Below are 24720 nucleotides of genomic sequence, written 5' to 3'. Positions count from 1 at the left end.
CGGAATGGCGATCAGAGCGTGCCGTTGCGCTGCTGGATCATCATATAGGTGTCATAGGTATATTCGGCGATCTGGGCCCAGAGATAGGCATCCTTCTTGAACGCCTGCTGGCTCTCGTAGATTTTCTTGAAGCTTTCGTTCTTGGCCGAAATCTCGGCATAGGTCTCCAGTGCCGCCTTGTGGCAGACGTCGAGGATTTCCTGGCTGAACGGCCGCAGGATCGCGCCCTGCGCCACGAGTTCTTTCAGCGCTTTCGGATTGCGCGCGTCGTAACGCTCCAGCATGCTGGCGCTGCCGGCGGCGCAGGCGTCTTTCAGGATGCGCTTGTAGTTCTCCGGCAATTCGTTGAACTTCTGCAGGTTCACGAAAGCATGCACGGCCGGGCCGCCTTCCCACCATGCCGGGTAGTAGTAATATTTCGCGACCTTGTAGAAACCGAGCTTCTGGTCGTCATAGGGGCCGACGAATTCGGTGGCGTCGATCGTGCCTTTTTCCAGAGCAGCATAAACATCGCCACCGGCGATCTGCTGCGGTGTCACGCCAACCTTCTGCATCACCTGGCCGGTCAGGCCGGCAATGCGCATCTTCAGGCCCTTCAGGTCATCGATGGTGTTGATTTCCTTGCGGAACCAGCCGCCCATCTGGGCACCTGTATTGCCGAGCAGGATCGAGTAGATATTGTGCTGGGCGAGGAATTCGTTGAGCAGCTCGTTGCCGCCAGCCTGGTTGAACCAGGCATTGGTCTGGCGCGCATTGAGACCGAAGGGAACCGATGTCCCGAGCGCGAAGGTCGGGTCCTTGCCGACATAATAATAGGAGCAGGTATGCGCCATTTCGACGGTCCCGGCCGTCACCGCATCCGCTGCCTGAAGCGCTGGCACGATTTCGCCACCGGCGAAATGCTGGATGACGAAGTTGCCGCCGGAGGCTTCCTTGACGTGATCGGCGACGATCTGGCCTGCGCCAAAAAGAATATCGAGGCCCTTGGTGAAGGACGACGTCATGCGCCAGGTGATTTTTGGATTTTCCTGCGCAATGGCCGGAGCGGCCAGCACAGTTGCGGTAACACCGGCGCCAACTGCGCCAGCCTTGCGAATAAATGATCTGCGATCCATGTTGATAAGCCCTAATATGTCTGCATATTGCAGGCGAACCGCACGGTACGCCTCCCGCCGGTTACTAAACATTTATCCTTGTCGCCATCAAGAGGGAATGTTCGACCCTGTCGGGTTCCAGGCAATGCCGCTCGCCTGCTATTCCGGGCGCGATCATGTCCTTCCGCGACTATCGCCGGCGGTGGCTATGGATGTGGGCGTTTTAATGCCGGGTCATCCATTGCAGGATTGTAAAACAACGAAAGCGTCAGGCTTTTTGCGATGCGCTCCGCAGTTTCCATGAACCAGTCATGGGCTTGCCTGCTTGGCGCGATATCGTCAAGCGTGGCGGAAAAAAGCGCCAGCCATTGCGGAAACAGTTCCGCCGACATGCCTTTTACGCCGAGATGCGCCTGTACGGGCTTGCCGCCGTAACCGCCGTTTTTGAAAGCGATGGCCATCCAGAACTGTTTCATCCTGGCCATATGTTCTGGCCAGCGTCCAGTAAGCCGCGCATCAAAGACGGGGCCGAGCGTGGGATGTTCCAGAATGCGACCGTAAAATGTCTCGACCAACAGGTCGATGAAATCGGCGTCGACGCCGATCTCTGCCATGGCTTTTTCAGCCCTGTCCTGAATTTCCGCGTTGTGGGCGGCCTTTGCCGTGATCTGGTCCTGCATCGTGTTTCCTTTGCTGCAAACCTACGCGGCCCGGACGTGCTCCGCAATGCGACCATTTGGCGTATTAGAATAATTCTAAAAAGCTTGATCGGGATGCGATCCGGATGTATTTAGAATTATTCTAAAAAGGTCTCAGCCATGTTCCGCAGTCTTTTCTCCCTGTCCAAACGCCCGTTCTCCTCGCTTGGTGAACAGGAAATTCTAGCACTCGCCATCTCGTCCGAAGAAGACGATTCCCGTATCTACCGCTCCTATGCCGATCATCTGCGTGTGCAATATCCGCAATCGGCAAAGATCTTCGATGATATGGCTGAGGTCGAGCAGCAGCATCGAAACGTGCTGATCGACATGCATCGCCGCCGCTTCGGGGAAACGATCCCCCTGATCCGCCGCGAGCATGTGCGTGGTTTTTACGAACGCACACCGGATTGGCTCGTGAAGAACCTGTCGCTGGAGAAAATACGCGCTCAGGCCGAGTTGATGGAAGCCCAGGCGATCCGTTTCTACGATGAGGCCGTCAAGCGCACGAGCGATGCCTCGACGCGCAAGCTGCTGGGCGATCTGGCCGAGGCCGAGCGTGGTCATGAAGACATTGCGCATATGCTGGAAGAAAAACATCTCGACGAAAACGGCAAGACCGAAGAAGAGGAAACCGCAAAGCGCCAGTTTCTTCTGACCTATGTGCAGCCTGGCCTTGCGGGATTGATGGATGGCTCCGTCTCCACACTGGCGCCAATCTTCGCGGCCGCCTTCGCCACGCAGGATACCTGGCAAACTTTTCTGATTGGCCTGTCGGCCTCGGTCGGCGCGGGTATTTCCATGGGCTTCACCGAAGCCGCCCATGACGATGGCAAGCTTTCTGGCCGTGGCTCACCGGTAAAACGTGGCTTTGCTTCAGGCATCATGACCGCCGTCGGCGGCCTCGGCCACGCGCTGCCCTATCTCATTCCGCATTTCTGGACGGCCACCGCCATCGCCGCCATCGTCGTCTTCGTGGAACTCTGGGCCATCGCATTTATCCAGAACCGCTTCATGGAAACCCCGTTCCTGCGGGCGGTGTTTCAGGTGGTGCTTGGCGGGTCGCTGGTGCTCGCGGCCGGTATCATCATCGGCAACGCATAATGAAAAAGCCCGCAGCGTCCGCTGCGGGCTTTGTCGATCCTATGATCTCATTCGATCAGCGCAATGCGCCGACCAGAACGTCGCGGCCATCCTCGATGGAGACCCAGCGGCCCGAATTGAAGGACGCCTGCCGCTTCAGATAGGTGTAGTTGGTGTCGGTCCAGAGCTTCACGTCGTCGGTAAGATTGTCGAGAATGTAATCGCCGTCGGTGGTGCGGAGCGTCAGTACGGCATGGCCTTCGCCGTCCGGTTTACGCACGACGGTAATCAGCAGGTCGGCCACGGAAAACCCGCGCTCGATCAGCTTTTTACGCTTCAGCAGCACGAAGTCCTCGCAGTCACCGGCGGTCGTGGGATATTCCCAGACCTCTTCCTTGCCGTAGATTTCCATATCGGTCATCGCGACAACCGTGGTGTTGACGGAGGCGTTGATCTCGCGGACAACATCCCAGCCATATTCGGTAACGCGCGGCGGCGGCGTCAGCTTGCTGCGAATGTTGCACTCGCTCGCATATTTCTGACAGAACTCATAATGGCCGATCGGCTGGGACGTAATCCCGCCCGTGACCATGGCAGGGCTTCCCTTGGTTTCCGCCATCGCGGAAGCAGCAGTCATTAGCCCGGCGGCAACTGCAAACAGCAGCGCACGCGCCAGCGGTGCGTTCATCATGAAACCCGTCCCTTAATTCTTAACGAAAAGTTAAGAGGGTTGGGGGTCATGAGTCAATCATTTGCATTCGATGGCCCGCAAGACTCGTTGAATATGGTTAAGAGCGTTGCGCAAATGCCTATGTTGCAAGGGCTCTGACGGCGGCCAGCATCCTGTCGATATCCTGCGGCCGCGAAAGCCGGTGGTCGCCATCGCGGATCAACGTCAAGACGACGTCATCGGCGGGAAGGTGTTCGAGGAGCTTCAGCGCGTGCTGATAGGGAACATCGGGATCGCGCATTCCCTGCAGGATGTGAACAGGGCAGCCTGTGGTGATGATGCCGGTGAGGACGCGGTTTTGTTTTCCGTCTTCCATGAGCGCGCGAGTGAAGATGTTTGGCTCGGGGCTGTATTCGGAATGTTCCTCGAAATACCCGTTCTCCTCAAGCGACCTCCTTTCAGCCTCCGTCAGGCTGGGCTCTATCTGCTCCGCAGTGAAATCGGGCGCAGGCGCGATGAGGACGAGACCGGCGACCGATGGCGTGCCGCCCTGCTTGCGCAATTCCTCGACCATGCGAAGGGCGATCCAGCCGCCCATCGAAGAGCCTATGAGGATAACGCGCGAATGCGCCTTCGCGCGCACGACGGCAAGTGCCTCTTCCAGCCATCTCGAAATCGTGCCCTTCCTGAAGTCGCCGCCGGAAGCGCCGTGGCCGGAATAATCGAGCCGCAGACAGGCAAGGCCGTTTTCCGCCGCAAATCGGTCGAGTTCCACTGCCTTGGTTCCCGTCATGTCGGAACGATAACCGCCGAGCCAGACGAGCGTGGGAGTGTTCTTACCTGATGTCGCCTGGCGATTGAGGAAAGCGATGTCGCGGGCGTCATCGTCAGCGCCTATGCGCAGGAATTCAGCGGCTTGTTCCGTCATGTATATGCAATTCTCCTGATTTTCATGCGACAAAGGCGACGTATTTGCAAAATCCGTGGCAACAGGTGATCTTTTCGGGCAGATATGCTATTGACTTCGCCACGGCAATAACGACATTTCCGCCGCTTGTACCAAACAAGCTGTTTTTTTGCCGACGCGATCCAGAAACAGATCAGGAGAATACGACCATTCGCAGACCTTTCAAAGCCGATGCCCCCGTCAAGGAGGGCCCGCGCTCCAACCGGGAAATCCGGGTTCCAAGAGTTCAGCTTATTGATGAAGAGGGCCAGAACCTCGGTAGCATGCCGACGGACGAGGCTTTGAAAATGGCGGAGGAGTCCGGCCTCGATCTCGTTGAGATTTCGCCGAACGCTGAGCCGCCTGTATGCAAGATCCTCGATCTCGGCAAGCTTAAATACTCGACCCAGAAAAAGGCCGCTGAAGCGCGTAAGAAACAGAAGATCGTCGAGGTCAAGGAAATCAAGATGCGCCCCAACATCGACACGCATGATTATGACGTGAAGATGAAGGCGATGAACCGTTTCTTTGAAGAAGGTGACAAGGTGAAGGTGACGCTGAAGTTCCGTGGCCGTGAAATGGCCCACCAGGAACTTGGCATGAAGCTTCTCCTCCAGGTGAAGGAAGATACCCAGGTGATTGCCAAGGTTGAAGCCGAACCCAAGCTGGAAGGCCGTCAGATGATGATGGTTCTTGCGCCGAAATAACCCTTTTGCGCAGGCCGCTCCGGCGGCATGTGGCATTACCGCAAGGGGAAGTTCTCATTCCCCGTTGCGCTTTTAGCCGACTGCGGTTATAAGCGCGCGTCCGAACGGTCCGGCAGGGCATGCCGTGGCCGTTCCTGAATAGCTTGAAATAGGCCTCGTCTGCCTGTTTCGATACAAAAAAATGGAGTAGCAAAATGCCCAAGATGAAGACGAAGTCCGCTGCAAAAAAGCGGTTCAAGATCACCGCTACCGGCAAGGTTGTTGCAGCCGCCGCCGGTAAGCGCCACGGCATGATCAAGCGTACCAACAAGTTCATTCGCGACGCGCGTGGAACCATGGTTCTCGCCGAAGCTGACGGCAAAAAAGTCGTCAAGAACTACCTGCCGAACGGTCTCTGAGACTTTTCCGCGTATTTGGACACTTTAAGGAGATCATGACATGGCACGCGTAAAACGTGGCGTAACTTCCCGCGCCAAGCACACCAAGACACTCAAGGCAGCCAAGGGCTTCTACGGCCGCCGCAAGAACACCATCCGCGCAGCAAAGGCTGCCGTGGATCGTTCCAAGCAGTACGCTTACCGCGACCGCAAGGCCAACAAGCGCAACTTCCGCGCTCTGTGGATCCAGCGTATCAATGCTGCTGTTCGCGAATTCGGCCTGACCTACGGCCGCTTCATCGACGGCCTGAACAAGGCTGGCATCGAAGTTGACCGCAAGGTTCTGTCCGACATGGCTATCCATGAGCCGGCAGCATTCGGCGTGCTCGTCGAAACCGCGAAGAAGGCTCTTGAGTACCTCAAGGATGCTGGTACGACCAACGAGTTTGAAACCGCTGTAAAGTAATTACGGCGCGGACAATCTGTTGTTCATTTGAAACCCGCGCCGGTCTCCGGCGCGGGTTTTCTTTTCGAAATCCATGGCAGTCGGGCAAGAGCGTGCATCGCTTCACATTCCGACGGGCAAAAAACAAAAGGGTAGGGCATCCGGCCAGGTCTCGGCCGGGCAGGTTTCAGGGGGCAGAAAATGCTGGTTGCCGCAAGCGAGGCGGAAAAAGCGAAGGGTTTCCAAGTCCATCTCGAAGATGGCGATATCGCGGCTCTGATGCGGGTGCTGCTCAAGAACGAGCGTCGCGTACAGAACTCGAGCTTTCCACAACGACAGTCTGGATCAAGCGTCAGGGCACGGAAACGCGGTCCTGGTGGATGAAGTTGCTGACCGTTCTCGCCAAACTCCTTCCCTACACCTTCATGCGGCCTTCGACGCGGCTCGATGGCGCCGGCCTGATGCGCCGCGAACTTGAAACGCTGCAGGCCTTCAGGGGCCGGGGTTTTCCCGTTCCGCCCATTATCTATACCTCCCGCACTGCGGTCGTGCTCGGAGACGTCGGCCCCACCGTGATGGAGCGCATGGATGCGATGAAGGCCACCACCCCCGTGGAACACGATGCCCTGCTGGTGAAATCCGCCGAAGCGCTCGGCGAGTTGCGTGCGGCCGGTCTCTGTCACGGGCGGCCGCATGTGCGCGATTTCTTTCTTGAAAACGGACGCATCGGTTTCATGGATTTCGAGGAGCATCCGCAGGAGGTCATGCCGCTTGCGACGGCGCAGGCGCGCGATATCTGGCTGCTGTTTTTCCAGGTCGCGACACGCGCCTGCAACCCGCCTGAAACGTGTGATGCGGCCCTTGCCGGCTGGCGTGAAAACGCCCCGACCAGGGCACAGGACGAATTGTGCCGCCTGATCGGCATTCTCGGGCGATTTTTACCGCTTGCCCGGTTGATCGGGCGCGTGCGGATGGGTAGTGATCTGCGACGCTTTATCATGGCGACCGACTATCTGATGAATGCTGTGAACCCCGAAGCCGTTGTTAGAACAACCGGCAAGGCAGGAAAAGATGACTGAACTTGATACCTTGAAATCGCAATTGATGTCGGAGATCGCCGCCGCCGCCGATGAGCCGGCCATCGAAGCCGTGCGCGTCTCCGCGCTTGGCAAGAAGGGCTCGGTTTCAGAGCTTCTGAAGACGTTGGGATCGATGACGCCGGAAGAGCGCCAGACCCGCGGCGCTGCCATCAACCAGTTGAAGACCGAAATCACCGACCTTATCGGCGAACGCAAGAGCGGCCTGAAGGATGCGGCGATTGCCGCCCGCCTGAAGGCGGAAACGCTGGATGTCAGCCTGCCGGTCCGCCAGTCTCCCGCCGAGCGTGGCCGCATTCATCCCATCAGCCAGATCGTCGACGAGATCACGGCGATCTTCGCGGATATGGGTTTCTCGATCGCCGAAGGTCCTGACATCGAGACCGACTATTACAATTTCACGGCGTTGAATTTCCCCGAAGGCCATCCGGCCCGCGAGATGCACGATACCTTCTTCTTCCAGCCGGATGAAAACGGCGAGCGCAAGGTGCTGCGTACCCACACCTCGCCCGTGCAGATCCGCACGATGGAAAGCCAGAAGCCGCCGATCCGCATTGTCATTCCCGGCAAGACCTATCGTCAGGATTCCGATGCCACCCATTCGCCGATGTTCCATCAGGTCGAAGGTCTGGTGATCGACAAAAAGGCGCATGTCGGCAATCTGCGCTGGATACTGGAAGAGTTCTGTAAGACCTTCTTCGAGGTGGACAGCGTCGTCATGCGCTTCCGTCCGTCGTTCTTCCCCTTCACGGAGCCGAGCTTCGAGGTGGATATCCAGTGCGACCGTTCCGGCCCCATCGTCAAGTTCGGCGAAGGCAAGGACTGGATGGAAATCCTCGGCTGCGGCATGGTGCACCCGAATGTGCTGCGTGCCGGCGGGCTGGACCCGGATGAATATCAGGGCTTTGCCTGGGGCATGGGCCTCGACCGCATCGCCATGCTGAAATACGGCATGCCGGATCTGCGTGATTTCTTCAACGCCGATGTCCGCTGGATGAACCATTACGGCTTCCGCCCGCTCGACATGCCGACGCTGTTCGGCGGTCTGAGCGTTTAATCCGGTTAGCCAAGGAGCAAAGACATGAAATTCACTCTTTCCTGGCTGAAAGAGCATCTCGAAACCGATGCGACGCTGGACGAGATTTGCGAGCGGTTGACGGCTATCGGTCTTGAGGTCGAGGACGTTGACGACAAGGCGGCCTACAGGCCTTTCGTCATCGCCAAGGTCGTTTCCGCCGAAAAACATCCGGAGGCCGACCGCCTCAAGGTGCTGATGGTGGATGCCGGCGACGGCAAACCGGTGCAGATCGTCTGCGGTGCGCCGAACGCGCGCGCTGGTCTCGTTGGTGCGCTCGCGCGTCCCGGCGTCTATGTTCCGGGCATCGATGTCACGCTGGCCGTCGGCAAGATACGCGGTGTCGAAAGCCACGGCATGATGTGCTCCGAAAAGGAGCTGAATATTTCCGACAGCCACGACGGCATCATCGACTTGCCGGAAGATGCGCCGGTCGGCACATCTTTTGCCACCTATGCCGGGCTTGACGATCCGGTCATCGAGATCAATCTGACGCCAAACCGTCCGGACTGCACCTCGATCTACGGCATTGCCCGCGATCTCGCCGCATCCGGCCTTGGCAAGCTCAAGACAAGACCCGTGCCGTCCTTCAAGGTCGAAGGCGCAACTCCGGTTGATGTGAAGCTGGAGCTGGACGATGCGGCGCTTTGCCCCGGCTTTTCGCTGCGCGTCGTGCGCGGTGTGAAGAACGGTCCAAGCCCGAAGTGGATGCAGCAGCGCCTGATAGCGATCGGCCTGCGCCCCATCAATACGCTGGTGGATATCACCAACTACATGACCTTCGATCAGGGCCGGCCGATGCACGTCTTCGATGCCGCCAAGGTCTCGGGTGACCTCACGGTTCGCCGCGCCAAGGAAGGTGAGACCATCCTTGCGCTCGACCAGCGTGAATACAAGCTCGGCCCGAACAATGTCGTCATCGCGGATGAAAAGGGCCTCGAGTCGATTGGCGGCGTCATGGGCGGCGAACATTCCGGCTGCGACGAAAACACCGTCGACGTTCTGATCGAGTCCGCCCTTTGGGATCCTATCAACATCGCCAAGACCGGCCGCTCGCTCGGCATCATTACCGATGCGCGTTATCGCTTCGAGCGTGGCGTCGATCCGGAGTATATGGTTCCGGGTCTGGAACGCACCACCGAATTGGTTCTGGAACTTTGCGGTGGCGTCGCCGGCGAAGCCAGGGTCGTTGGTTACAAGGGTCATCAGCCCAAGGTGGTGGATTTTCCGCTGGCGGAAGTGAAGCGACTGACCGGTCTGGAAGTCTCGGCGGAAGAGAGCTTCACCATTCTTAGAGGTCTCGGTTTCGGTGTTGAGGGAACGGGCGAGCGGGTTTCCGTCACCGTCCCATCCTGGCGTCCGGATGTCGATGGCAAGGCCGATCTGGTGGAAGAGGTCATGCGCATCCATGGCGTTGACAACATCAAGCCGGAACCGCTGGAAAGCTTCGGTGCCGTCAACGGCCGTATTCTGACGACGCTGCAGATCCGCACCCGCACCGCGCGCCGTGCGCTCGCGAGCCGCGGCATGCTGGAGGCCGTCACATGGTCCTTCATCCCCGAAGCGCAGGCAAAGCTTTTCGGTGGCGGTTCGCCGGCGCTGAAACTGGCCAACCCCATCGCAGCCGATATGTCGGACATGCGGCCCTCTTTGTTGCCGGGCCTTCTGGCCGCCGCACAGCGCAATGCCGACAAGGGGCACGGCGATGTGGCGATCTTCGAGGTCTCCGGTACCTATGAGGGCGATACGCCGGAAGCCCAGCGCCGTGTCGCCGGCGGCGTTCGCCGTGGTACAGCCTCGCTCGCAGGCAGCGGCCGCATGTGGTCCAATGCCGTAAAGGGCGGCGGCAAGCCGGTGGATGTCTATGACGCCAAGGCCGATGCGCTTTCGGTGCTCGAAGCCTGCGGCCTGCCCATGGCCAATGTGCAGATCGAGGCCGGCGCTCCGGGCTGGTATCACCCCGGCCGTTCCGGCACCATCAAGATGGGTCCGAAGGTCGTGCTCGGTTATTTCGGTGAATTCCACCCGAAGACATTGTCCGAACTGGATGTTTCCGGCGCCTATTGCGGTTTCGAGATCTATCTCGACGTCATGCCGGAGCCGAAGAAGAAGGCGACCCGCACCAAGCCGGCGCTTGAACTTTCGCCCTTCCAGGCGGTCAAGCGCGACTTCGCTTTCGTAGTCGACAAGTCGGTCGAGGCAGGCGCCATCATCAAGGCGGCGACGAGTGCCGATCGCAAGCTGATTACCGGCGTCAATGTCTTCGATATTTTCGAGGGCGCATCGCTTGGCGAGGACCGCAAGTCCGTCGCCATCGAGGTTCAGATCCAGCCGGTCGACAAGACGCTGACGGATGAGGATTTCGAGGCGCTTACGGCCAAGATCGTCGGCAATGTCGAGAAATCGACGGGCGGCGTTTTGAGAGCATAGGGCCTCGTCGCATAGATTGGAAAAAGCCGCGGCGACTGCCGCGGCTTTTTGTTTTTAACGGTTCGCCATCTGTGACATGCGCTCGGGATAACGTTGGCCGGCGACCTTTGTTGGAGCCAGCAACGTGCCGAGGCTGGCGACCTCGTCCGCCGTCAGCGATACGTCCGCCGCAGCCACGTTTTTCTCCAGATTGGCGATTTTTGTCGTGCCGGGGATTGGAACGATGAAGTCGCCCTGTGCCAGAACCCAGGCGAGCGCCAGTTGTCCGGCAGTGATGCCCTTTTGGGCCGCCATATCTTCCAGAAGCTTGATGAGAGCCAGATTGGCGTCGAAGTTCTCGCTTTGAAAGCGTGGCAGGCTGCGGCGGAAATCATCGGATGCAAGGCCGTCAAGCGTCTTCAGTGCGCCTGTCAGAGCACCGCGACCGAGCGGGCTGAAGGGCACGAAACCGATGCCGAGTTCACGGCAGGTTTCCAGCACGCCATTCTCTTCGGGATCACGGGTCCACAGCGAATATTCGCTCTGGATGGCCGCGATCGGGTGAACGGCATGCGCCTTGCGGATGGTCGCGGCACTGGCTTCGGAAAGCCCGAGCGCCTTCACCTTGCCCTCGCGCACCAGATCGGCCATCGCGCCCACCGTCTCCTCTACCGGCACGTCGGGGTCGACGCGATGCTGGTAATAGAGATCGATGACATCGATATCGAGCCGTTTCAGCGAGGCTTCCGCAACAGCGCGGACATTTGCAGGCGAGCCGTCAACACCCTGGATCATCTCCGCCGCTGAAGGTTTGCTGCCATCGATGCGGAAACCGAACTTGGTGGCGATGACCACCTTGTCGCGATAGGGCTTCAAAGCCTTGCCGACGAGGATTTCGTTTTTGAAGGGGCCGTAGATTTCCGCCGTATCAAAAAATGTGACGCCAAGCTCCACGGCGCGGTGCAGTGTGGCGATCGCGCCGCTTTCGTCGGCCGAAGGGCCATAGGCATGGCTCATGCCCATGCAGCCAAGCCCAAGTGCGGAAACGGAGAGGTCTTTTCCGAGAAATCTGTTTTTCATCTGTCTGTCCTTTATTAGAGTATGTCTCCCAAAAGTGTTCAGCGGTTTTGGGACAAAGACATGCGTCAAAACAAAAACTTAAATGCCCTCTGTCGAGCATGACGAGAATATAACGCCGCAAGGCGGCAAAAATAATCGCTGCAAATCCGTGCGGGTTGTTCTATCATTTAGAACAATGAACCGCGTGCAACTCTCTCAGCTGGCCGTCCTCGCCGCCGTCGCCGAAGGCCGCAGCTTCCGCAAGGCTGCGGCTGAACTTGCCATTGCACCATCGGCGGTCAGCCATGCGGTGTCGTCGCTGGAGGCGAGCCTTGGCCTGCGTCTGCTTCACCGCACCACCCGCAGCGTTTCGCCGACAGAGGAGGGCAAGCGACTTCTCGAAACGCTCGGACCGGCTCTTGCCGATATAGATACGGTCATTCAGACACTCGCCGAACATGGCGGAAGAGTTGCCGGCCCTCTGCGCGTCACCCTGCCTCGGCTTGCGGCCGAGGACCTCATCATGCCGAGGCTCGGTAAGTTCCTGCGGCTTTACCCGGATATCTCCCTGGAGATTTCGACGGATGATCGCTTCGAGGATATCGTTGCGAAAGGTTTCGATGCGGGTTTTCGGCTCGGTGAGCATCTCGAAGCGGATATGATTGCCGTGAAAGCCAGTGGCCCATGGCGTGGCGCGATTGTCGGTGCGCCCTCCTATTTCGCAGAAAATCCTCCGCCGCGTGAGCCGGGGGATTTGATGCGGCATCGCTGCATCCTCCGCCGCTTTTCCAGCGGCCTTCTTTACCGCTGGGAGCTTGAAAAGGACGGCAAACCTTTGGTGGTTGATGTGCGGGGACCACTCATCCTGTCGGACCAGAGCCTCATCCGCCGGGCGGCGATCGACGGGTCGGGTCTGGCCTTCGTTTTCGAACAACGCGTGGAGGACGATATAAAAGAGGGCAGGCTGGTCCGCGTGCTGGAGGACTGGTGTGCGCCCTTTGACGGTTTTTATATCTATTACCCCTCGCGCCGGCAGATGCGCCCGGCGCTGAGGGCTTTCGTTGATTTCTTCCGCTTCAGAAGTTGAGGCGCTCCGTGTCAGATCGTGATGCGATAGCGGATATGGCCGTCGCTCTTTATGTAGCTGTCGTAGAGCTTTTGGGCGCGATGGTTATGCTCGTCCGTGTTCCAGTAAAGCCGTGACCAGCCCTTTTCCTTGCAGATGGCGATGAGGTCGTCGATCAGCGCCCGGCCCGTTCCTTTGCCGCGGATCGCGCCGTTGACAAACAGGTCCTCCAGATAGCAGTCCGGCGTTTTGACCCAGGTGGAATCATGGAAGTGGTGGATGGCGAAACCTGCCATGCTGTCGCCGAGAAAAGCCGCACGCATGGAAACACGCGACGCAGGGTCGATGATGCGCTGCCATGTGTGGGCCGTCACGTCGTCGGCAAGATTTACATTGTAGAAGGCGAGATAGTCGGTCCACAGACGCAACCATTCCGCATGGTCGCCCGGCTGCGCGTCACGAATTGACAGGTCCATATTACGCACCTGCCTTGTCGAGAAGCGCCATCATCTCATCGGTCAGCTTCAGATCGACGGCGCGACTGAAGCTTTCGAGCTGCGACAGGCTGGTGGCGCTGGCGATCGGCGCCGTCACGGCCTTCTTCCGCAACAGCCATGCCAGCGCGATATCGGCAAGTTTGGCCCCGGTTTCCGCAGCAACCGCATCCATGGCGCCCAGAACGGCAAGGCCGCGTGTGTTGAGATATTCGCCCACCCGGTAGCTGCGGGCGACGCCTTCCGTATCGGCCTTGGCGCGATATTTTCCGGTGAGGAAACCGGCCGCAAGGCTGTAATAATTGATGACGCCGATCTCTTCCCTGGCGCAAAGTTCGGCAAGCGGGCCTTCGAAATCCGCGCGGTTGTAGAGATTATACTCCGGCTGCAGCACGTCGTAACGCGGAAGATTATTCTTCGCAGCCGTGTCCAACGTCTCCTGAAGCTGGCTCGCCGAATAGTTGGAGCAGCCGATGGCGCGGATTTTTCCCTGTTCCTTCAACTTTGCGAAGGCGGCAAGCGTTTCCTCCAGCGGCACGTCCGCGTCCGGCTTATGGGCGAGGTAAAGATCGATATAGTCGGTTTGCAACCGCTTCAGCGAAGCTTCGACGGCCTCTGCGATCCATTTGGCGCTGAGGCCGGTCTTCTGACCGCGATTGTCGAAACCGACCTTGGTGACGATCACCGCATCTTCGCGCTTCACGCTCGACTGTTTCAGCCACTTTCCGATGATGGCCTCGGACTCGCCGCCCTCATGCCCGTCCACCCATGCCGAATAGACATCCGCCGTGTCGATGGCGTTGAAGCCGGCGTCGAAAAATGCATCGAGCAGGGCAAAGGAAGTTTTCTCGTCCGCCGTCCAGCCGAACACGTTGCCGCCGAAGACGATCGGGGCGATGGAGAGGCCGGTGCGGCCAAGGCTTCGTTTTTCCACGGGGAATGCTCCTGTTGCTGTCTTGTGGCAAGATTAGCAACTGCTTGCCGTCATAACCATTCAATTCCTTTGATGGCATTCATCAGGCAACGGGAAAAAGCGGCTGAAATCAGGCCTGAAAGCCGCGATAGTGGCTGGGCGGGAGGCGATTGTGCTGTTGCCACACGCGCCGCAAATGTCGGGCAGAGGCAAAGCCCGCCCGCTCGGCGATGGCTTCCATATCCAGGCGGCTGTTTGCAAGAATGTCACGGGCGAGATTGACCCGCATCAGGTTGACGTAGTCGATGACACTGATCCCGGTATGCTCGCGAAACAGGCGGGACAGATGCCTTTCGCTGAGTGCGGCAATATCCGCCAACCGTTCCAGCGACCAGTCCTGAGCCGGCTCAGTCATCACCCGGTCCTGCACCCGGTGAATGGCGGGGTGGATGTGGTTGCGGCCGGTAAGCCAGGGGGAGATTTGCGGATCGTTGCCACTGCGTCTGAGATAAACGACCATGTTTTTGGCAATCCGCGCTGCGACCGCCGGCGATGTCAGGCGGGAAACGACATGCAGCATCAGATCGGTGCCGGTGGAAATACCGGCACTTGAGAAGCGGTTGCCATCCTCGACGAAAAGGCGGTTTTCGGCCACCTGCGACAGCGGCGCGATGCGGCGCAGCGCTTCGACGCAATCCGCATGTGTCGTGCAGCTCCGCCCGTCGAAAAGCCCGGCGTCGCCCGCCAGAAGCGCGCCGGAGCAGATGGAAATGACTGTGGTGTCCGCGCGCACTGCGCGGCGTAGCCATGCCACCAGCGCCTGCCGCTCCCGTCGCATCTCCGGCGCGTTGTCGAAGCGGGCGATGCTGCCGGAAATCAGCAGGAAGGCATTTTCCGGCAGGGTCGCGGGCAGGGTCTCCAGCCCGCAAAGCCCAAGGCCGATAGAGGATTGCTGTTGGTCATGCTCTGCTATGTAGCGGCAGTCGAAATGGATGTCGCGCTGTTCCCCGTTGGCGTAACGGATTACCTCCAGCGGACCGGCAATGTCGAGCAACAGCGCATGCGGCGGCACAAGCGTGTAAAAGGGAATGATACGTGTGCCGCCTTTGTCCATCATGCGGCCTTTTTGACAGTTTCCAGAACGTCGTCGACGGTCGCGATGCGTGCGAAGCGGCCGGCCAGTACCAGTTCCGTCCGCGTGCGGATATCGTCCGCACTGAACACAGTGCCGGAGGCGTGCGTCATCGGAAAGGTGAGCGTCGCCTCGGTGACGTAGTCGACGGTGTAACCGAGGTCAGATGCATGACGAGTAGTCGTTTCGCAGCATTGTTCGGTGCGGATGCCGGACACGATCAGCCGGTTGATACCCTTCTGCGTCAGCCAGATATCGAGACCGGTGCCGGCGAAAGCCGAATGGCGGTTCTTGTGAAAGGTGACGTCAGGGGTGATGCGCACACCCTCCAGCGCTCGGATATACCCGCTCTCTTCTGCAAAGGCCCGGTCGCCATCGACGTGGAAGATTTGCACGACGGGAATCCCGGCGGCTTTCGCGCCATCGATCAGCGCCTGCTGCTTCTCCAGATAGGCGGCAAGTCCGCTTTCCTCGAAATAAGGGGTATGCCGGAAGGACTCCTGAACGTCGATGACAAGAAGGGCGGTGTGAGAAGAGGACATTTCATGATTCTCCATTGGGTTCATGCATAGCATAATCCACCCTAGAAAGGATGGAGAAAAGCAGGCAAACCGACAAAGGAGGGACAAATCCAGCCATCCACTTTCGCCGTCTCGCTTTCGCACGGCTTGCCACGCTGCACGACAATGGTAAGTTTCCGGAAATTGCAGAGTGGGAGAATGGAATGTTGCGCTTCGGAATAATTTCAACGGCGAAAATCGCTCAGGATCATGTCATTCCGGCGATACAGGATGCGCAGAACTGTGTGGTCAGCGCCATCGCCAGTCGCGATCACGCCAAGGCCCGCGCGGTTGCCGACCGTTTTTCCGTGCCCCATGCCTTCGGCTCCTATGAGGAGATGCTGGCGTCGGATGTGATCGATGCCGTCTATATTCCGCTTCCCACCGCTCAACATGTGGAATGGGCGATAAAAGCCGCCAATGCCGGTAAACATGTTCTGTGCGAAAAGCCGATTGCTCTGAAAGCTGAGGCAATCGACGCTATCATCGCGGCGCGCGACAGCAATGGCGTCGTTGTGTCGGAGGCCTTCATGGTCACCTATTCTCCTGTTTGGGCCAAGGTGAAGGAATTACTGGCATCAGGTGCGATTGGAACGCTGAAGCATGTGCAGGGTGCTTTCAGCTACTTCAACCGCGATCCCGGCAATATGCGCAATATTCCCGAATTGGGGGGCGGGGCCTTGCCGGATATCGGCGTTTACCCGACCATCGTCACCCGTTTTGCCACCGGTGCCGAGCCGAAGCGCGTACAGGCGAGCGTCGAGCGCGACAGGGAATTCGGCACCGATATCTACTCCAGCGTCAGGGCCGATTTTGGCGATTTCGAACTGAGTTTTTATCTGGCGACGCAGCTTGCCGCCCGCCAGCTGATGGTTTTTCACGGTACTGACGGTTACATCGAGGTCAAATCTCCCTTCAACGCCAATCGCTGGGGTGCGGAGGAGATCGAGCTGACCAATCAGGCCCATAACCAGTCGCAAATCTTCCGGTTTCAGGATAGCCGCCAGTACAAGCTGCAGGCGGAAGCCTTTGCCCGGGCAGTGAAGGGCGAGGGTGAAGTCGTTACTCTGGAAAGTTCGAGGAAGAACCAGCTTTTCATCGACGCCATTTATCGGGCGGCCGAAAAGGACGGTTGGGAGACGGTTTAATCCCGGTCCGTCTGCTGCTTTTGCAGTCGCCGGTAGCCGTAAAGCGCCAGCGCCAGTGCTGCAAGCACAGAGAAGGCGAGCGGAACGAGCGGCTGCACCAGCGGATTGCGCCATTGCAGCAGGACGAATAGTCCGACGCCGACGGTGCGGGAGATAAGCGTGACGGCGTTCGTTGGAAAGCCGTTCACCTTGCCGGGTCCATCGCCGTTCGAACGGTTCAGCCGCCAACTCGTCACAAGCCCTGCCAAAGCTCCCGGCAGACGGGCGGCGAGCGGGTCGACTCCGATATAAAAAATCAGCAGGCAGGTGATGGCGAGGTCTACGGTCAATCCGTAAATCTCGGTCAGGGCAAAGTGGGGAAGCCGCAAGGCCGTGCGCTTTTAAAGCGTCGGCTGTGTGGAGCGCGGGCGTTGCAGCACGAGAAGGCTGATGACGACACCCACGACACCGAAATTGTAACCGGCAAGCGCCAGGAGCAGCGACATCAGGGGTACGGCCGTGGAAGAGAGCGCCATTGCGACACCATAGGCGCCGATAATCATCAGGCAGATGAAAACGATGCTGAATACCGAACGCAACGCAACTGCGGTTACGCCGAGCACTGTGGCGGTAAGAAAAATCATGGGTGCCGCCTCCTCTTTGGTTGCCGGGTCTGGGACAAGACGTAGCGTCTCCTTCCCTAACGAACCCTTGTTTTCTCCCCCATTCCTCATTTTCCTAACCCGTTAGTTGAGGATATGGTTTCATCGCCGTTAAAACAGGGCCGGTCAGCGCCGGCATTTCCGAATCGACAGGTTTTGGTTACAAACAGGCATGAGTGATTTCTTCTCCAATGCCGCATTGAGCAATCTTGCCGAGTTTTCGGTGTCCGAACTGTCGGGTTCCATCAAGCGAACGGTGGAGACGGCTTTCGATCAGGTGCGAGTGCGCGGCGAGATTTCCGGCTATCGTGGTCCGCATTCCTCGGGACACGCCTATTTTTCGCTGAAGGACGATCGTGCCCGCATCGATGCGGTGATCTGGAAAGGCACTTTCTCGCGGCTGAAGTTTCGCCCGGAAGAGGGCATGGAAGTCATCGCCACCGGAAAGGTCACCACCTTCCCGGGTTCCTCGAAATACCAGATCGTCATAGAAAGCCTCGAACCGGCCGGTGCAGGCGCGCTGATGGCGCTGCTGGAAGACCGCCGCCGGCGTCTGGCAGCGGAAGGGCTGTTCGATCCGGAACGCAAGCGCCGTCTGCCGTTCATGCCGCGTGTCATCGGTGTTGTCACCTCGCCCACGGGCGCGGTCATTCGCGATATTCTTCACCGCATCTCGGATCGTTTTCCCGTCCATGTCGTCGTCTGGCCGGTCAAGGTGCAGGGCGAAGGCTCGGGCGAGGAGGTGGCGAACGCCATTCGCGGCTTCAATGCGCTTCAACCCGGTGGGGAGATTGCGCGTCCCGATGTGCTGATCGTCGCCCGTGGTGGCGGCAGCCTGGAAGATTTGTGGAGCTTCAACGACGAAATCGTCGTGCGTGCGGCTGCCGAAAGTGAAATCCCGCTGATTTCCGCCGTAGGGCATGAAACCGATACGACATTGATCGACTACGCCGCCGATGTGCGAGCGCCGACGCCGACAGGTGCCGCCGAAATGGCCGTACCGGTGCGGGCTGAGCTGGAAGCGCAGCTTTCCGGCCTGACTGCGCGCCTTTCCGGCTCGGTCTCGCGGCAGATGGACAATCGCCGTCAGGGCGTGCGGGCGTTGGTGCGCGCGCTGCCGTCGCTGGACCAGCTTCTCGCTTTGCCGCGCCGCCGCTTCGATGAGGCCGCGAGCGGTCTCGGCCGTGGGCTTGAAATGACGACGCTGAACAAGCGCCGTGCCTTCGAACGTTCCGCCTCGGGTCTCAGGCCGGAAACCTTGCTGAATGGTCTCAAGCATCACAGGCAGCGGATTACCGAGCGCATGCACCGCGCTGAAACCTTGGTGGAGCGGCGTCTGTTGCAGGGAAAAGGCCGTGTCGATTCGTTCGATTCTTCGCTGCGTTCTCTCCCCGCTCGCCTGCTCAGCCAGCTGGAGCGGCAGAAGGAGCGGGTGGTCACCGCCGCGCGCCGGGCCGATACCGCTGTGCTGCACCGTATGGCGCAGAACCGCTCGGGCCTTGCCGCCCATGACCGCATCCTGCAATCGCTCTCCTACAAGAACGTGCTCAATCGCGGTTACGCTGTTATCCGCGACGGGGAAAACCGGCCGCTGACCCGCGCTGCCGCTATTGCATCCGGTGCTGTGGTATCGATGGAATTTGCCGATGGCCGCGTATCGGCGCTCACCACGGGCGAGGCGGAACCGTCTCCGGAGGCCGCCGTGGCACCCAAAAAGAAGCCGGTAAAACCGGCTTCTTCTGGCCCGGGCAATCAGGGCAGCCTGTTCTGATCAGATCGACGCCGCATCCGAAAAACGGCGGCTGACGGTGAAGGTCTTTTCGATATCGGGGTGCAGCTCCATGCCGAGACCGGCGCCCGGCGGCACGGTGATCATGCCGTTTTTCACCTCGGGCAATGCGGTGACGAGATCGCGATACCAGGTCTTGTAGAAGGCGCGCACACTTTCCTGCACCAGCGCATTCGGTGCATTGAGCGACAGATGCGTGGAGGCGCACAGCACCACCGGGCCGGTGCAATCATGCGGCGCGACCGGCAGATGCCAGGCCTCCGCCATCGAGGCGATCTTGCGCGCCTCGGAAAGCCCGCCGCACCAGCTGATATCCAGCATCACCACGCCGGCAGCACCGGTTTCCAGAAGATCGCGGAACGCCCAGCGGGAGCCGAGCGTCTCCGATGCGGAAATCGGCGCTGGCGAAACGGCGGCATAACGCGTCAGGCTGGAAAGGCTGTCCATCTTGATCGGGTCTTCGTGCCAGAAGGTCTGGTAGGGCGTGAGCGCCTTGGCGATCTGCATGGCGGGCAGAAGCTGCCACATGGAGTGAAATTCCACCATGATATCCATCTTGTCGCCCACCGCCTTGCGGATTTTTTCGAAAGGCTCGAGCGCGCTTTTCAGGTCCGGCATCGAGATATATTGCCCGCGCGTCTTTTCCGCCGCCGCGTCGAAAGGCCAGATCTTCATGGCCGTGATGCCGTCTTCCAGAAGCGAATGGGCAAGTTCGTCCGCCCGGTGCAGGAAGCCGTTCAGATCGTCATAATCCTTACCGCCGGACAGGCCGTAATTGGCCGTCTGCTGGCCGGTGGCCTTCTTGATATATTCCGTGCCGGCGCAGGTATTGTAGGTGCGGATTTCCTTGCGGCTGAAACCGCCGAGCAATTGGGCGATGGGCTGGTTGGTGGCCTTGCCGAAAATATCCCAAAGCGCGATATCGAAGGCCGAATTGCCGCGTACTTCCGCACCCGATGAACGAAAGCCGAGATAACCGACGAGATCCTGTGCCAGAAGGTCGATCTGCAGCGGATCGCGGCCGATCACGCGGGGTGCGATATATTCGTGCACATAGGTTTCCACCGTCGCCGCGCCGTAGAAGGTTTCGCCAAGCCCGGTAATGCCCTCATCCGTATGGACCAGAACCCAGAGCAGGTTTGCCCGTTCCGCCACGCGGACGGTTTCAAGTTTGGTAATTTTCATGAAGTGTCTCCTCCAGAGGCAGGCAGTTTTCCATCTGGAACTGCGTTGAAAAATCAGGCGATGCCGGCGGCCAGAAGCGCGTGCACGCTTTCATCGAAATGCCGCGCCATCAGCGTTGCGGCCGTTTGCGGGTCGCCTGCGGCAATGGCCTGTCCAATGGCGACGTGAAGTTCACCTGCGGCATGGCGCTGCGCGTCGGATGTGCGGCTTTTCCAGCCGATCGGCCATGTTCGGCGTGTCACATTCTGGAAGGCCCCGAGAATGAGTTCGAAAACCGGGTTCTTGGAGGCTTTGGCAATGGCGAGGTGAAAGGCCAGATCGTGTTCCATGACCTTGTCGTTGTCGCCGAAATCCCGCTCCATATTGTTGGCATGACCGAGAATGGTGAGCGCTTCCGTATCCGTTCGCCTGAGCGCCGCCAAGGTCACGGTTCTGACTTCGATGGTGCGGCGCACGTCGTAAATCTGCTGGATGTTGATCTGCTCGGTGTGAATGCCATGTTCGAACATCAGCGACATCGCGCCGTGATCCAGCGTCGCCACGGTGGCGCGCTTGCCGGCGTTGACATCGATCAGCCGCATGGCTGACAAAGACCGGAAGGCTTCGCGGACAACTGTGCGGGAGACGCCGAGCTGTTGCGAAAGCGAAAGTTCGCTTGGCAACTTTGCGCCGGGGGCAAGTTCGTTTTCGCGAATGTGGCGAGTGATTGCGCCAATCGTGCTGCTGACGAGACCGGTTTCATGCGAAATGGCGTTATACATTTTTCCTCCAACCTGTAGTACAGGTTTACGGAAAATTGCTTACAGGATTTTTTTCACGGAAACAAGCATCATCGCCGGCGCGATTGCCGGTCCCTGTCCGCGCCGCAAGCCTATTCCTCGAAATCCTGCAAGAACCGCTTGAGAAGCCGGTTCAGCGTCGTGCGTTCTTCCTCGCTGAGGTGGGCGACCAGCCGTTTCTGGTTCTCGACATGGGCGCTGACCGCGTCCTCGACAATGGCAAATCCCCGCTCGGTCAATGATATCAGCACGCTGCGACGGTCCTGCGGGTTGTGAATGCGCTCCACCAGTCCGGCTTTTTCCAGCTGGTCGATCCGGTTGGTCATGGTGCCGGAACTCACCATGGTCATGGCCAGCAGATCGCCGGGAGAAAGCCGGTAGGGTGGCCCCGCGCGCCGTAATGTCGCCAGCACATCGAAAGCGGAGGAGGAAAGGCCGTGTTTCAGCAGCACCGCCTCGACCTCGCGGCCAAGATGCGTGCTGAGCCGGTTCAAACGCCCGAGTAGCCCCATGGGCCCGACGTCGAGATCGGGTCGCTCTCTGCGCCATTGCGCCAGAATATGATCAACGTGGTCCAGCGGTTCTTTGCTCATCACCAAGGCATAACAATTGGTATCTTGACGTCAAGATAAAATTGACTAGATCGTATTTATCTTGACGTAGAGAATCTTGAAATGAAGAAAAATACGACATATGCAGCCGACGTGCTGGTGACCGCACTCGCCCCCGCAATCTGGGGGACAACCTACTTCGTCACGACCGAATTTTTGCCGCAGGGATATCCATTCCATGTCGCGATGCTGCGCGCATTGCCTGCTGGCGTGTTGTTGCTGCTTCTCGTCAGAAAACTGCCGGAAGGCATCTGGTGGCCGCGCAGCTTTATTCTCGGCGCACTGAATTTCTCGTTTTTCTGGGCGATGCTCTTTGTGTCGGCCTATCGGTTGCCCGGCGGTGTCGCAGCGACTGTGGGCGCGGTCCAGCCCCTGATCGTGATCGGCCTTTCCCGGCTGTTTCTCTCCGCGCCGGTTCGGCCGCTCGCCATCGCCGCTGGTTTTCTCGGCATTGTCGGCGTTGCGCTTCTGGTTCTGGCGCCGGGTGCTGCTGCTCTGGATGGTATCGGCGTGGCTGCGGGTCTTGCCGGTGCCGTATCCATGGCCTTCGGAACTGTGCTGACCCGGAAATGGCGGCCACCGGTATCGAACCTCACCTTTACGGCCTGGCAATTGACGGCCGGCGGCATCCTGCTCCTGCCGGTCGCATATTTCCTGGAACCGGCGTTACCTGCACCGACCACGGCCAATATTCTCGGCATGGTCTATCTCGGGATTATCGGTGCGGCCTTGACCTATTTTCTGTGGTTTCGTGGGCTCGCCCGCATCGAACCCTCCGCTGCCGCATCGCTCGGTTTTCTAAGCCCTGTCGTTGCGACTTTGCTCGGCTGGCTGGCGCTAGGCCAAAGCCTCACGCCAGCGCAGATCGTTGGGTTTGTTGCGGTGCTTTTCAGCATCTGGCTCAGTCAGCGTAGCCAGTTGCCGAGATAGGCCCCGTCAGGCCCATTCGCCCTTGCGCATCACCGGAACCGTGGAGCCATCCGGCTTCACGCCGTCAATATCCACCTTGTCGGAACCGATCATCCAGTCGATGTGGATCAGGCTGGAATTTCCGCCCTGGGTCTTGATCTGATCCTGCGACAGCGAAGCACCGTCGACGAAGCACTTCGAATAGCATTGCCCCAGCGCAATGTGGCAGGAGGCGTTTTCGTCGAATAGCGTGTTGTAGAACAGGATGCCGCTTGCCGAGATCGGTGAGGAATGCGGCACAAGCGCCACTTCCCCCAGACGCCGCGCGCCCTCGTCGGTATCGAGCACCTTGTTCAGCACGGCTTCGCCCTTCGAAGCCTTGGCTTCCACGATGCGGCCGGCCTCGAACTTCACCTGGATATCGTCGATCAGCGTTCCCTGATGTGAAAGCGGCTTCGTGCTGGACACGTAACCATCCACGCGCAGCGCATGCGGCGTGGTGAACACTTCTTCCGTCGGGATGTTGGGGTTGCAGGTCACGCCGTTCTTGGCGGTGGATGCGCCGCCATGCCATTCGTGGCCGTCCGCCAGCCCGATTTTCACATCCGTGCCGGGACCGGTGAAATGCAGCGAAGCGAAGTGTTCTCCGTTCAACCATGCCGAACGCTTGGCGAGATTGGCATTGTGCTTCGCCCATGCCGCGACCGGATCCGCCAGATCCACCCGCGAGGCGGCAAAGATGGCGTCCGCGAGTTTGCGGACCGCTTCGTCTTCCGTCACATCGGGAAAGACCTGCCTCGCCCAGGACGGGTTCGGATAGGAGATGATGTTCCAGTTGATGTCGAAGTTGGAGATCTTCTCCAGCGCCGGCTTGTAGGCCGTGGAATTGGCCTTGTTGGCGCGCGCCACCTTGGCAGGGTCCTGTTCGGCCAGCAGCATCGGGTTGTCGCCCGCGATCGCAAGACGTGCCGCACCATTGGCATAGGCCTCCGCCATGCCTTCATAAAGCCAGCCGGAAGCCCGGTCGAAATTCGCGTCACTGGCGTGGCGGTAGCGGGAAAGCGTGGTTTCCTCGTCGGAATAGAAGGTGGTGACCAGCCCGCCACCGGCAAGATAGGCGTGTTTGGTCAAGAACCGCACCAGCGGCAATGCCGCCAGTGGAGCAGTAATCACCAGATCCTGATCTTTCTGTAATTGCAGGCCGACCTTGACGGCGACTTCGGCAAGTTTTTCGAGTTTGACGGGATCGATGGGGGAAACGGTCATGATCTGCCTTCGTATATGTCAATCTGAGGCGCCGACCATAGCCCATTCTTTTCGAAAGCCAAATGCTTTCAAAAGCGGTCTGAGAGCATCAGTCGGCCACAAGCGGCGCGGCGACGGCCTTCAGCGCCGCCTGCGCATCGAGAGGGGAAAGTCTTACCTGCAGGCCACGCTGCCCGCCGTTTATATATACATATTCATGGGCCATGGCCTGCGTTTCGATGGCCGTCGGCACCTGCTTCTTCTGCCCGAAAGGGCTGATGCCGCCGACATGATAACCGGTTGCCCGTTCCGCATCGGCAGGCTTCATCATGCTGGCGGATTTGCCGCCGAATGCTGCTGCGAGCTTCTTCATGCTCACCTCGCGGTCGGAGGGCACGACGACGCAGATCGGCTTGCCGTCCAGCTCCGCCATCAGCGTTTTCAAGACCAGATGCGGCGCCTCACCGATTGCCTCGGCCGCCTGCAAGCCGATCCGGTCCGCATTCGGGTCATAGTCATAGGTGACTGTGGTGAAGCTTATGCCGGCCTTGGTCAGCATCTGTGTCGCGCGGGTTGTCCTGGACATGG

Annotated in this window: 26 protein-coding genes and 1 pseudogene; 11 read left to right on the top strand and 16 right to left on the bottom strand. The window is 59.2% G+C overall.

Annotated elements, in window-relative coordinates:
* Positions 1-11: 11 nt before the first annotated feature.
* Entirely contained in the window at positions 12-1115 is a 1104-nt protein-coding gene (locus QSK43_RS02050; protein WP_332302110.1) for a TRAP transporter substrate-binding protein, read from the bottom strand.
* Positions 1116-1300: 185 nt separating this feature from the next.
* The gene (locus tag QSK43_RS02045) at positions 1301-1774 is read right to left on the bottom strand and encodes a group III truncated hemoglobin (protein ID WP_332302109.1); all 474 of its coding nucleotides are present in this window, start codon (positions 1772-1774) and stop codon (positions 1301-1303) included.
* A 138-nt stretch (positions 1775-1912) separates the two neighbouring features.
* On the opposite strand from QSK43_RS02045, the gene mbfA reads away from it, so the two are divergent.
* The gene (gene mbfA / locus QSK43_RS02040) at positions 1913-2896 is read left to right on the top strand and encodes an iron exporter MbfA (RefSeq protein WP_332302108.1); all 984 of its coding nucleotides are present in this window, start codon (positions 1913-1915) and stop codon (positions 2894-2896) included.
* 55 nt (positions 2897-2951) lie between these two features.
* On the opposite strand, the gene QSK43_RS02035 is transcribed toward mbfA, so the two are convergent.
* Together QSK43_RS02035 and QSK43_RS02030 are read right to left on the bottom strand one after the other, a co-directional pair.
* Complete coding sequence (locus tag QSK43_RS02035; protein ID WP_045018199.1) at positions 2952-3566, bottom strand: transglutaminase-like cysteine peptidase; 615 nt, start codon at positions 3564-3566, stop codon at positions 2952-2954.
* A 118-nt stretch (positions 3567-3684) separates the two neighbouring features.
* Complete coding sequence (locus QSK43_RS02030; RefSeq protein ID WP_332302107.1) at positions 3685-4473, bottom strand: alpha/beta hydrolase; 789 nt, start codon at positions 4471-4473, stop codon at positions 3685-3687.
* Positions 4474-4661: 188 nt separating this feature from the next.
* Between QSK43_RS02030 and infC the strand changes: the two genes are divergently transcribed.
* The 6 genes and pseudogenes from infC (at position 4662) to pheT (ending at position 10622) form a co-directional block, all read left to right on the top strand.
* Positions 4662-5198 carry a translation initiation factor IF-3 gene (infC, locus tag QSK43_RS02025; RefSeq protein ID WP_084686487.1) on the top strand — a complete coding sequence of 179 codons (537 nt, stop codon included), beginning with the start codon at positions 4662-4664 and terminating at the stop codon, positions 5196-5198.
* A gap of 194 nt (positions 5199-5392) precedes the next feature.
* On the top strand, positions 5393-5596 hold the full coding sequence (rpmI, locus tag QSK43_RS02020) for a 50S ribosomal protein L35 (protein ID WP_003493355.1): 204 nt from the start codon (positions 5393-5395) through the stop codon (positions 5594-5596).
* Between the two features lie 40 nt (positions 5597-5636).
* The gene (gene rplT, locus QSK43_RS02015) at positions 5637-6041 is read left to right on the top strand and encodes a 50S ribosomal protein L20 (RefSeq protein ID WP_045018205.1); all 405 of its coding nucleotides are present in this window, start codon (positions 5637-5639) and stop codon (positions 6039-6041) included.
* A gap of 180 nt (positions 6042-6221) precedes the next feature.
* Positions 6222-7099: pseudogene (locus tag QSK43_RS02010) on the top strand (serine/threonine protein phosphatase).
* A complete protein-coding gene (pheS, locus tag QSK43_RS02005; protein ID WP_045018209.1) occupies positions 7092-8174 on the top strand; it encodes a phenylalanine--tRNA ligase subunit alpha in 1083 nt (360 codons plus the stop codon). The pseudogene QSK43_RS02010 and the gene pheS overlap by 8 nt, the downstream one beginning before the upstream one ends.
* A gap of 24 nt (positions 8175-8198) precedes the next feature.
* Complete coding sequence (gene pheT / locus QSK43_RS02000) at positions 8199-10622, top strand: phenylalanine--tRNA ligase subunit beta (protein ID WP_332302106.1); 2424 nt, start codon at positions 8199-8201, stop codon at positions 10620-10622.
* 54 nt (positions 10623-10676) lie between these two features.
* Here pheT and QSK43_RS01995 read toward each other — a convergent pair whose 3' ends face one another.
* Entirely contained in the window at positions 10677-11681 is a 1005-nt protein-coding gene (locus QSK43_RS01995) for an aldo/keto reductase (RefSeq protein ID WP_045018213.1), read from the bottom strand.
* Between the two features lie 175 nt (positions 11682-11856).
* On the opposite strand from QSK43_RS01995, the gene QSK43_RS01990 reads away from it, so the two are divergent.
* Complete coding sequence (locus QSK43_RS01990; protein ID WP_332302105.1) at positions 11857-12747, top strand: LysR family transcriptional regulator; 891 nt, start codon at positions 11857-11859, stop codon at positions 12745-12747.
* Positions 12748-12758: 11 nt separating this feature from the next.
* On the opposite strand, the gene QSK43_RS01985 is transcribed toward QSK43_RS01990, so the two are convergent.
* The 4 genes from QSK43_RS01985 to QSK43_RS01970 form a co-directional block, all read right to left on the bottom strand.
* Positions 12759-13202 carry a GNAT family N-acetyltransferase gene (locus tag QSK43_RS01985; RefSeq protein WP_332302104.1) on the bottom strand — a complete coding sequence of 148 codons (444 nt, stop codon included), beginning with the start codon at positions 13200-13202 and terminating at the stop codon, positions 12759-12761.
* Position 13203: 1 nt separating this feature from the next.
* Positions 13204-14154 carry an aldo/keto reductase gene (locus QSK43_RS01980; RefSeq protein WP_332302103.1) on the bottom strand — a complete coding sequence of 317 codons (951 nt, stop codon included), beginning with the start codon at positions 14152-14154 and terminating at the stop codon, positions 13204-13206.
* 109 nt (positions 14155-14263) lie between these two features.
* Entirely contained in the window at positions 14264-15247 is a 984-nt protein-coding gene (locus QSK43_RS01975) for a GlxA family transcriptional regulator (protein WP_332302235.1), read from the bottom strand.
* Positions 15247-15807 (bottom strand): isochorismatase family protein, encoded by a 561-nt coding sequence (locus QSK43_RS01970; RefSeq protein WP_332302102.1) that lies wholly within the window; start codon positions 15805-15807, stop codon positions 15247-15249. Before QSK43_RS01970 ends, QSK43_RS01975 begins: the two co-directional genes overlap by 1 nt.
* A gap of 182 nt (positions 15808-15989) precedes the next feature.
* Here QSK43_RS01970 and QSK43_RS01965 point away from each other — a divergent pair, with 182 nt between their 5' ends.
* Positions 15990-16973 (top strand): Gfo/Idh/MocA family protein, encoded by a 984-nt coding sequence (locus tag QSK43_RS01965; protein WP_332302101.1) that lies wholly within the window; start codon positions 15990-15992, stop codon positions 16971-16973.
* On the opposite strand, the gene QSK43_RS01960 is transcribed toward QSK43_RS01965, so the two are convergent.
* Together QSK43_RS01960 and QSK43_RS01955 are read right to left on the bottom strand one after the other, a co-directional pair.
* Positions 16970-17341 (bottom strand): hypothetical protein, encoded by a 372-nt coding sequence (locus tag QSK43_RS01960; protein ID WP_332302100.1) that lies wholly within the window; start codon positions 17339-17341, stop codon positions 16970-16972. The two genes, QSK43_RS01965 and QSK43_RS01960, sit on opposite strands and share 4 nt — an antisense overlap.
* A 12-nt stretch (positions 17342-17353) precedes the next feature.
* On the bottom strand, positions 17354-17596 hold the full coding sequence (locus QSK43_RS01955; protein WP_045015305.1) for a hypothetical protein: 243 nt from the start codon (positions 17594-17596) through the stop codon (positions 17354-17356).
* A 190-nt stretch (positions 17597-17786) separates the two neighbouring features.
* On the opposite strand from QSK43_RS01955, the gene xseA reads away from it, so the two are divergent.
* Positions 17787-19385, top strand: a complete 1599-nt coding sequence (gene xseA, locus QSK43_RS01950) for an exodeoxyribonuclease VII large subunit (protein ID WP_332302099.1) — start codon at positions 17787-17789, stop codon at positions 19383-19385.
* Here xseA and QSK43_RS01945 read toward each other — a convergent pair whose 3' ends face one another.
* The 3 genes from QSK43_RS01945 to QSK43_RS01935 all read right to left on the bottom strand — a co-directional run bounded on the left by QSK43_RS01945 (position 19386) and on the right by QSK43_RS01935 (position 21960).
* Positions 19386-20588 carry a mandelate racemase/muconate lactonizing enzyme family protein gene (locus QSK43_RS01945; RefSeq protein ID WP_045018231.1) on the bottom strand — a complete coding sequence of 401 codons (1203 nt, stop codon included), beginning with the start codon at positions 20586-20588 and terminating at the stop codon, positions 19386-19388. It abuts the gene before it with no gap.
* A 53-nt stretch (positions 20589-20641) separates the two neighbouring features.
* Positions 20642-21349, bottom strand: coding sequence for a FadR/GntR family transcriptional regulator (locus tag QSK43_RS01940; RefSeq protein WP_332302098.1), 708 nt, complete (start codon positions 21347-21349; stop codon positions 20642-20644).
* A 110-nt stretch (positions 21350-21459) separates the two neighbouring features.
* Positions 21460-21960 (bottom strand): MarR family winged helix-turn-helix transcriptional regulator, encoded by a 501-nt coding sequence (locus QSK43_RS01935; protein ID WP_045018235.1) that lies wholly within the window; start codon positions 21958-21960, stop codon positions 21460-21462.
* Between the two features lie 81 nt (positions 21961-22041).
* On the opposite strand from QSK43_RS01935, the gene pecM reads away from it, so the two are divergent.
* Positions 22042-22908: a 4-hydroxybenzaldehyde efflux transporter PecM gene (gene pecM / locus QSK43_RS01930; protein WP_332302097.1), complete on the top strand. Its 867-nt coding sequence runs from the start codon at positions 22042-22044 to the stop codon at positions 22906-22908.
* A 6-nt stretch (positions 22909-22914) separates the two neighbouring features.
* On the opposite strand, the gene QSK43_RS01925 is transcribed toward pecM, so the two are convergent.
* Both QSK43_RS01925 and ybaK read right to left on the bottom strand, forming a co-directional pair.
* Positions 22915-24153 (bottom strand): aminopeptidase, encoded by a 1239-nt coding sequence (locus QSK43_RS01925; RefSeq protein WP_332302096.1) that lies wholly within the window; start codon positions 24151-24153, stop codon positions 22915-22917.
* A gap of 88 nt (positions 24154-24241) precedes the next feature.
* Positions 24242-24718: a Cys-tRNA(Pro) deacylase gene (gene ybaK, locus QSK43_RS01920; protein WP_332302095.1), complete on the bottom strand. Its 477-nt coding sequence runs from the start codon at positions 24716-24718 to the stop codon at positions 24242-24244.
* Positions 24719-24720: the final 2 nt, after the last annotated feature.

Source organism: Rhizobium sp. GR12 (assembly GCF_036596185.1).
In the GTDB taxonomy this organism is placed as follows: domain Bacteria; phylum Pseudomonadota; class Alphaproteobacteria; order Rhizobiales; family Rhizobiaceae; genus Agrobacterium; species Agrobacterium nepotum.
This window is presented reverse-complemented; position numbering and strand designations above follow the sequence as displayed.

What these genes read in the sequence shown, in the direction of transcription:
- QSK43_RS02050 (WP_332302110.1), bottom strand. Translation starts at nt 1,115, where the DNA reads ATGGATCGCAGATCATTTATTCGCAAGGCTGGCGCAGTTGGCGCCGGT.
- ybaK (WP_332302095.1), bottom strand. Translation starts at nt 24,718, where the DNA reads ATGTCCAGGACAACCCGCGCGACACAGATGCTGACCAAGGCCGGCATA.
- QSK43_RS01965 (WP_332302101.1), top strand. Translation starts at nt 15,990, where the DNA reads ATGTTGCGCTTCGGAATAATTTCAACGGCGAAAATCGCTCAGGATCAT.
- QSK43_RS01990 (WP_332302105.1), top strand. Translation starts at nt 11,857, where the DNA reads ATGAACCGCGTGCAACTCTCTCAGCTGGCCGTCCTCGCCGCCGTCGCC.
- xseA (WP_332302099.1), top strand. Translation starts at nt 17,787, where the DNA reads ATGAGTGATTTCTTCTCCAATGCCGCATTGAGCAATCTTGCCGAGTTT.
- QSK43_RS01975 (WP_332302235.1), bottom strand. Translation starts at nt 15,247, where the DNA reads ATGGACAAAGGCGGCACACGTATCATTCCCTTTTACACGCTTGTGCCG.
- pecM (WP_332302097.1), top strand. Translation starts at nt 22,042, where the DNA reads ATGAAGAAAAATACGACATATGCAGCCGACGTGCTGGTGACCGCACTC.
- QSK43_RS01935 (WP_045018235.1), bottom strand. Translation starts at nt 21,960, where the DNA reads ATGAGCAAAGAACCGCTGGACCACGTTGATCATATTCTGGCGCAATGG.
- QSK43_RS02045 (WP_332302109.1), bottom strand. Translation starts at nt 1,774, where the DNA reads ATGCAGGACCAGATCACGGCAAAGGCCGCCCACAACGCGGAAATTCAG.
- QSK43_RS01985 (WP_332302104.1), bottom strand. Translation starts at nt 13,202, where the DNA reads ATGGACCTGTCAATTCGTGACGCGCAGCCGGGCGACCATGCGGAATGG.
- rpmI (WP_003493355.1), top strand. Translation starts at nt 5,393, where the DNA reads ATGCCCAAGATGAAGACGAAGTCCGCTGCAAAAAAGCGGTTCAAGATC.
- QSK43_RS01945 (WP_045018231.1), bottom strand. Translation starts at nt 20,588, where the DNA reads ATGAAAATTACCAAACTTGAAACCGTCCGCGTGGCGGAACGGGCAAAC.
- QSK43_RS01955 (WP_045015305.1), bottom strand. Translation starts at nt 17,596, where the DNA reads ATGATTTTTCTTACCGCCACAGTGCTCGGCGTAACCGCAGTTGCGTTG.
- pheS (WP_045018209.1), top strand. Translation starts at nt 7,092, where the DNA reads ATGACTGAACTTGATACCTTGAAATCGCAATTGATGTCGGAGATCGCC.
- mbfA (WP_332302108.1), top strand. Translation starts at nt 1,913, where the DNA reads ATGTTCCGCAGTCTTTTCTCCCTGTCCAAACGCCCGTTCTCCTCGCTT.
- QSK43_RS02035 (WP_045018199.1), bottom strand. Translation starts at nt 3,566, where the DNA reads ATGATGAACGCACCGCTGGCGCGTGCGCTGCTGTTTGCAGTTGCCGCC.
- QSK43_RS01925 (WP_332302096.1), bottom strand. Translation starts at nt 24,153, where the DNA reads ATGACCGTTTCCCCCATCGATCCCGTCAAACTCGAAAAACTTGCCGAA.
- QSK43_RS01940 (WP_332302098.1), bottom strand. Translation starts at nt 21,349, where the DNA reads ATGTATAACGCCATTTCGCATGAAACCGGTCTCGTCAGCAGCACGATT.
- QSK43_RS01970 (WP_332302102.1), bottom strand. Translation starts at nt 15,807, where the DNA reads ATGTCCTCTTCTCACACCGCCCTTCTTGTCATCGACGTTCAGGAGTCC.
- QSK43_RS01995 (WP_045018213.1), bottom strand. Translation starts at nt 11,681, where the DNA reads ATGAAAAACAGATTTCTCGGAAAAGACCTCTCCGTTTCCGCACTTGGG.
- QSK43_RS02030 (WP_332302107.1), bottom strand. Translation starts at nt 4,473, where the DNA reads ATGACGGAACAAGCCGCTGAATTCCTGCGCATAGGCGCTGACGATGAC.
- pheT (WP_332302106.1), top strand. Translation starts at nt 8,199, where the DNA reads ATGAAATTCACTCTTTCCTGGCTGAAAGAGCATCTCGAAACCGATGCG.
- rplT (WP_045018205.1), top strand. Translation starts at nt 5,637, where the DNA reads ATGGCACGCGTAAAACGTGGCGTAACTTCCCGCGCCAAGCACACCAAG.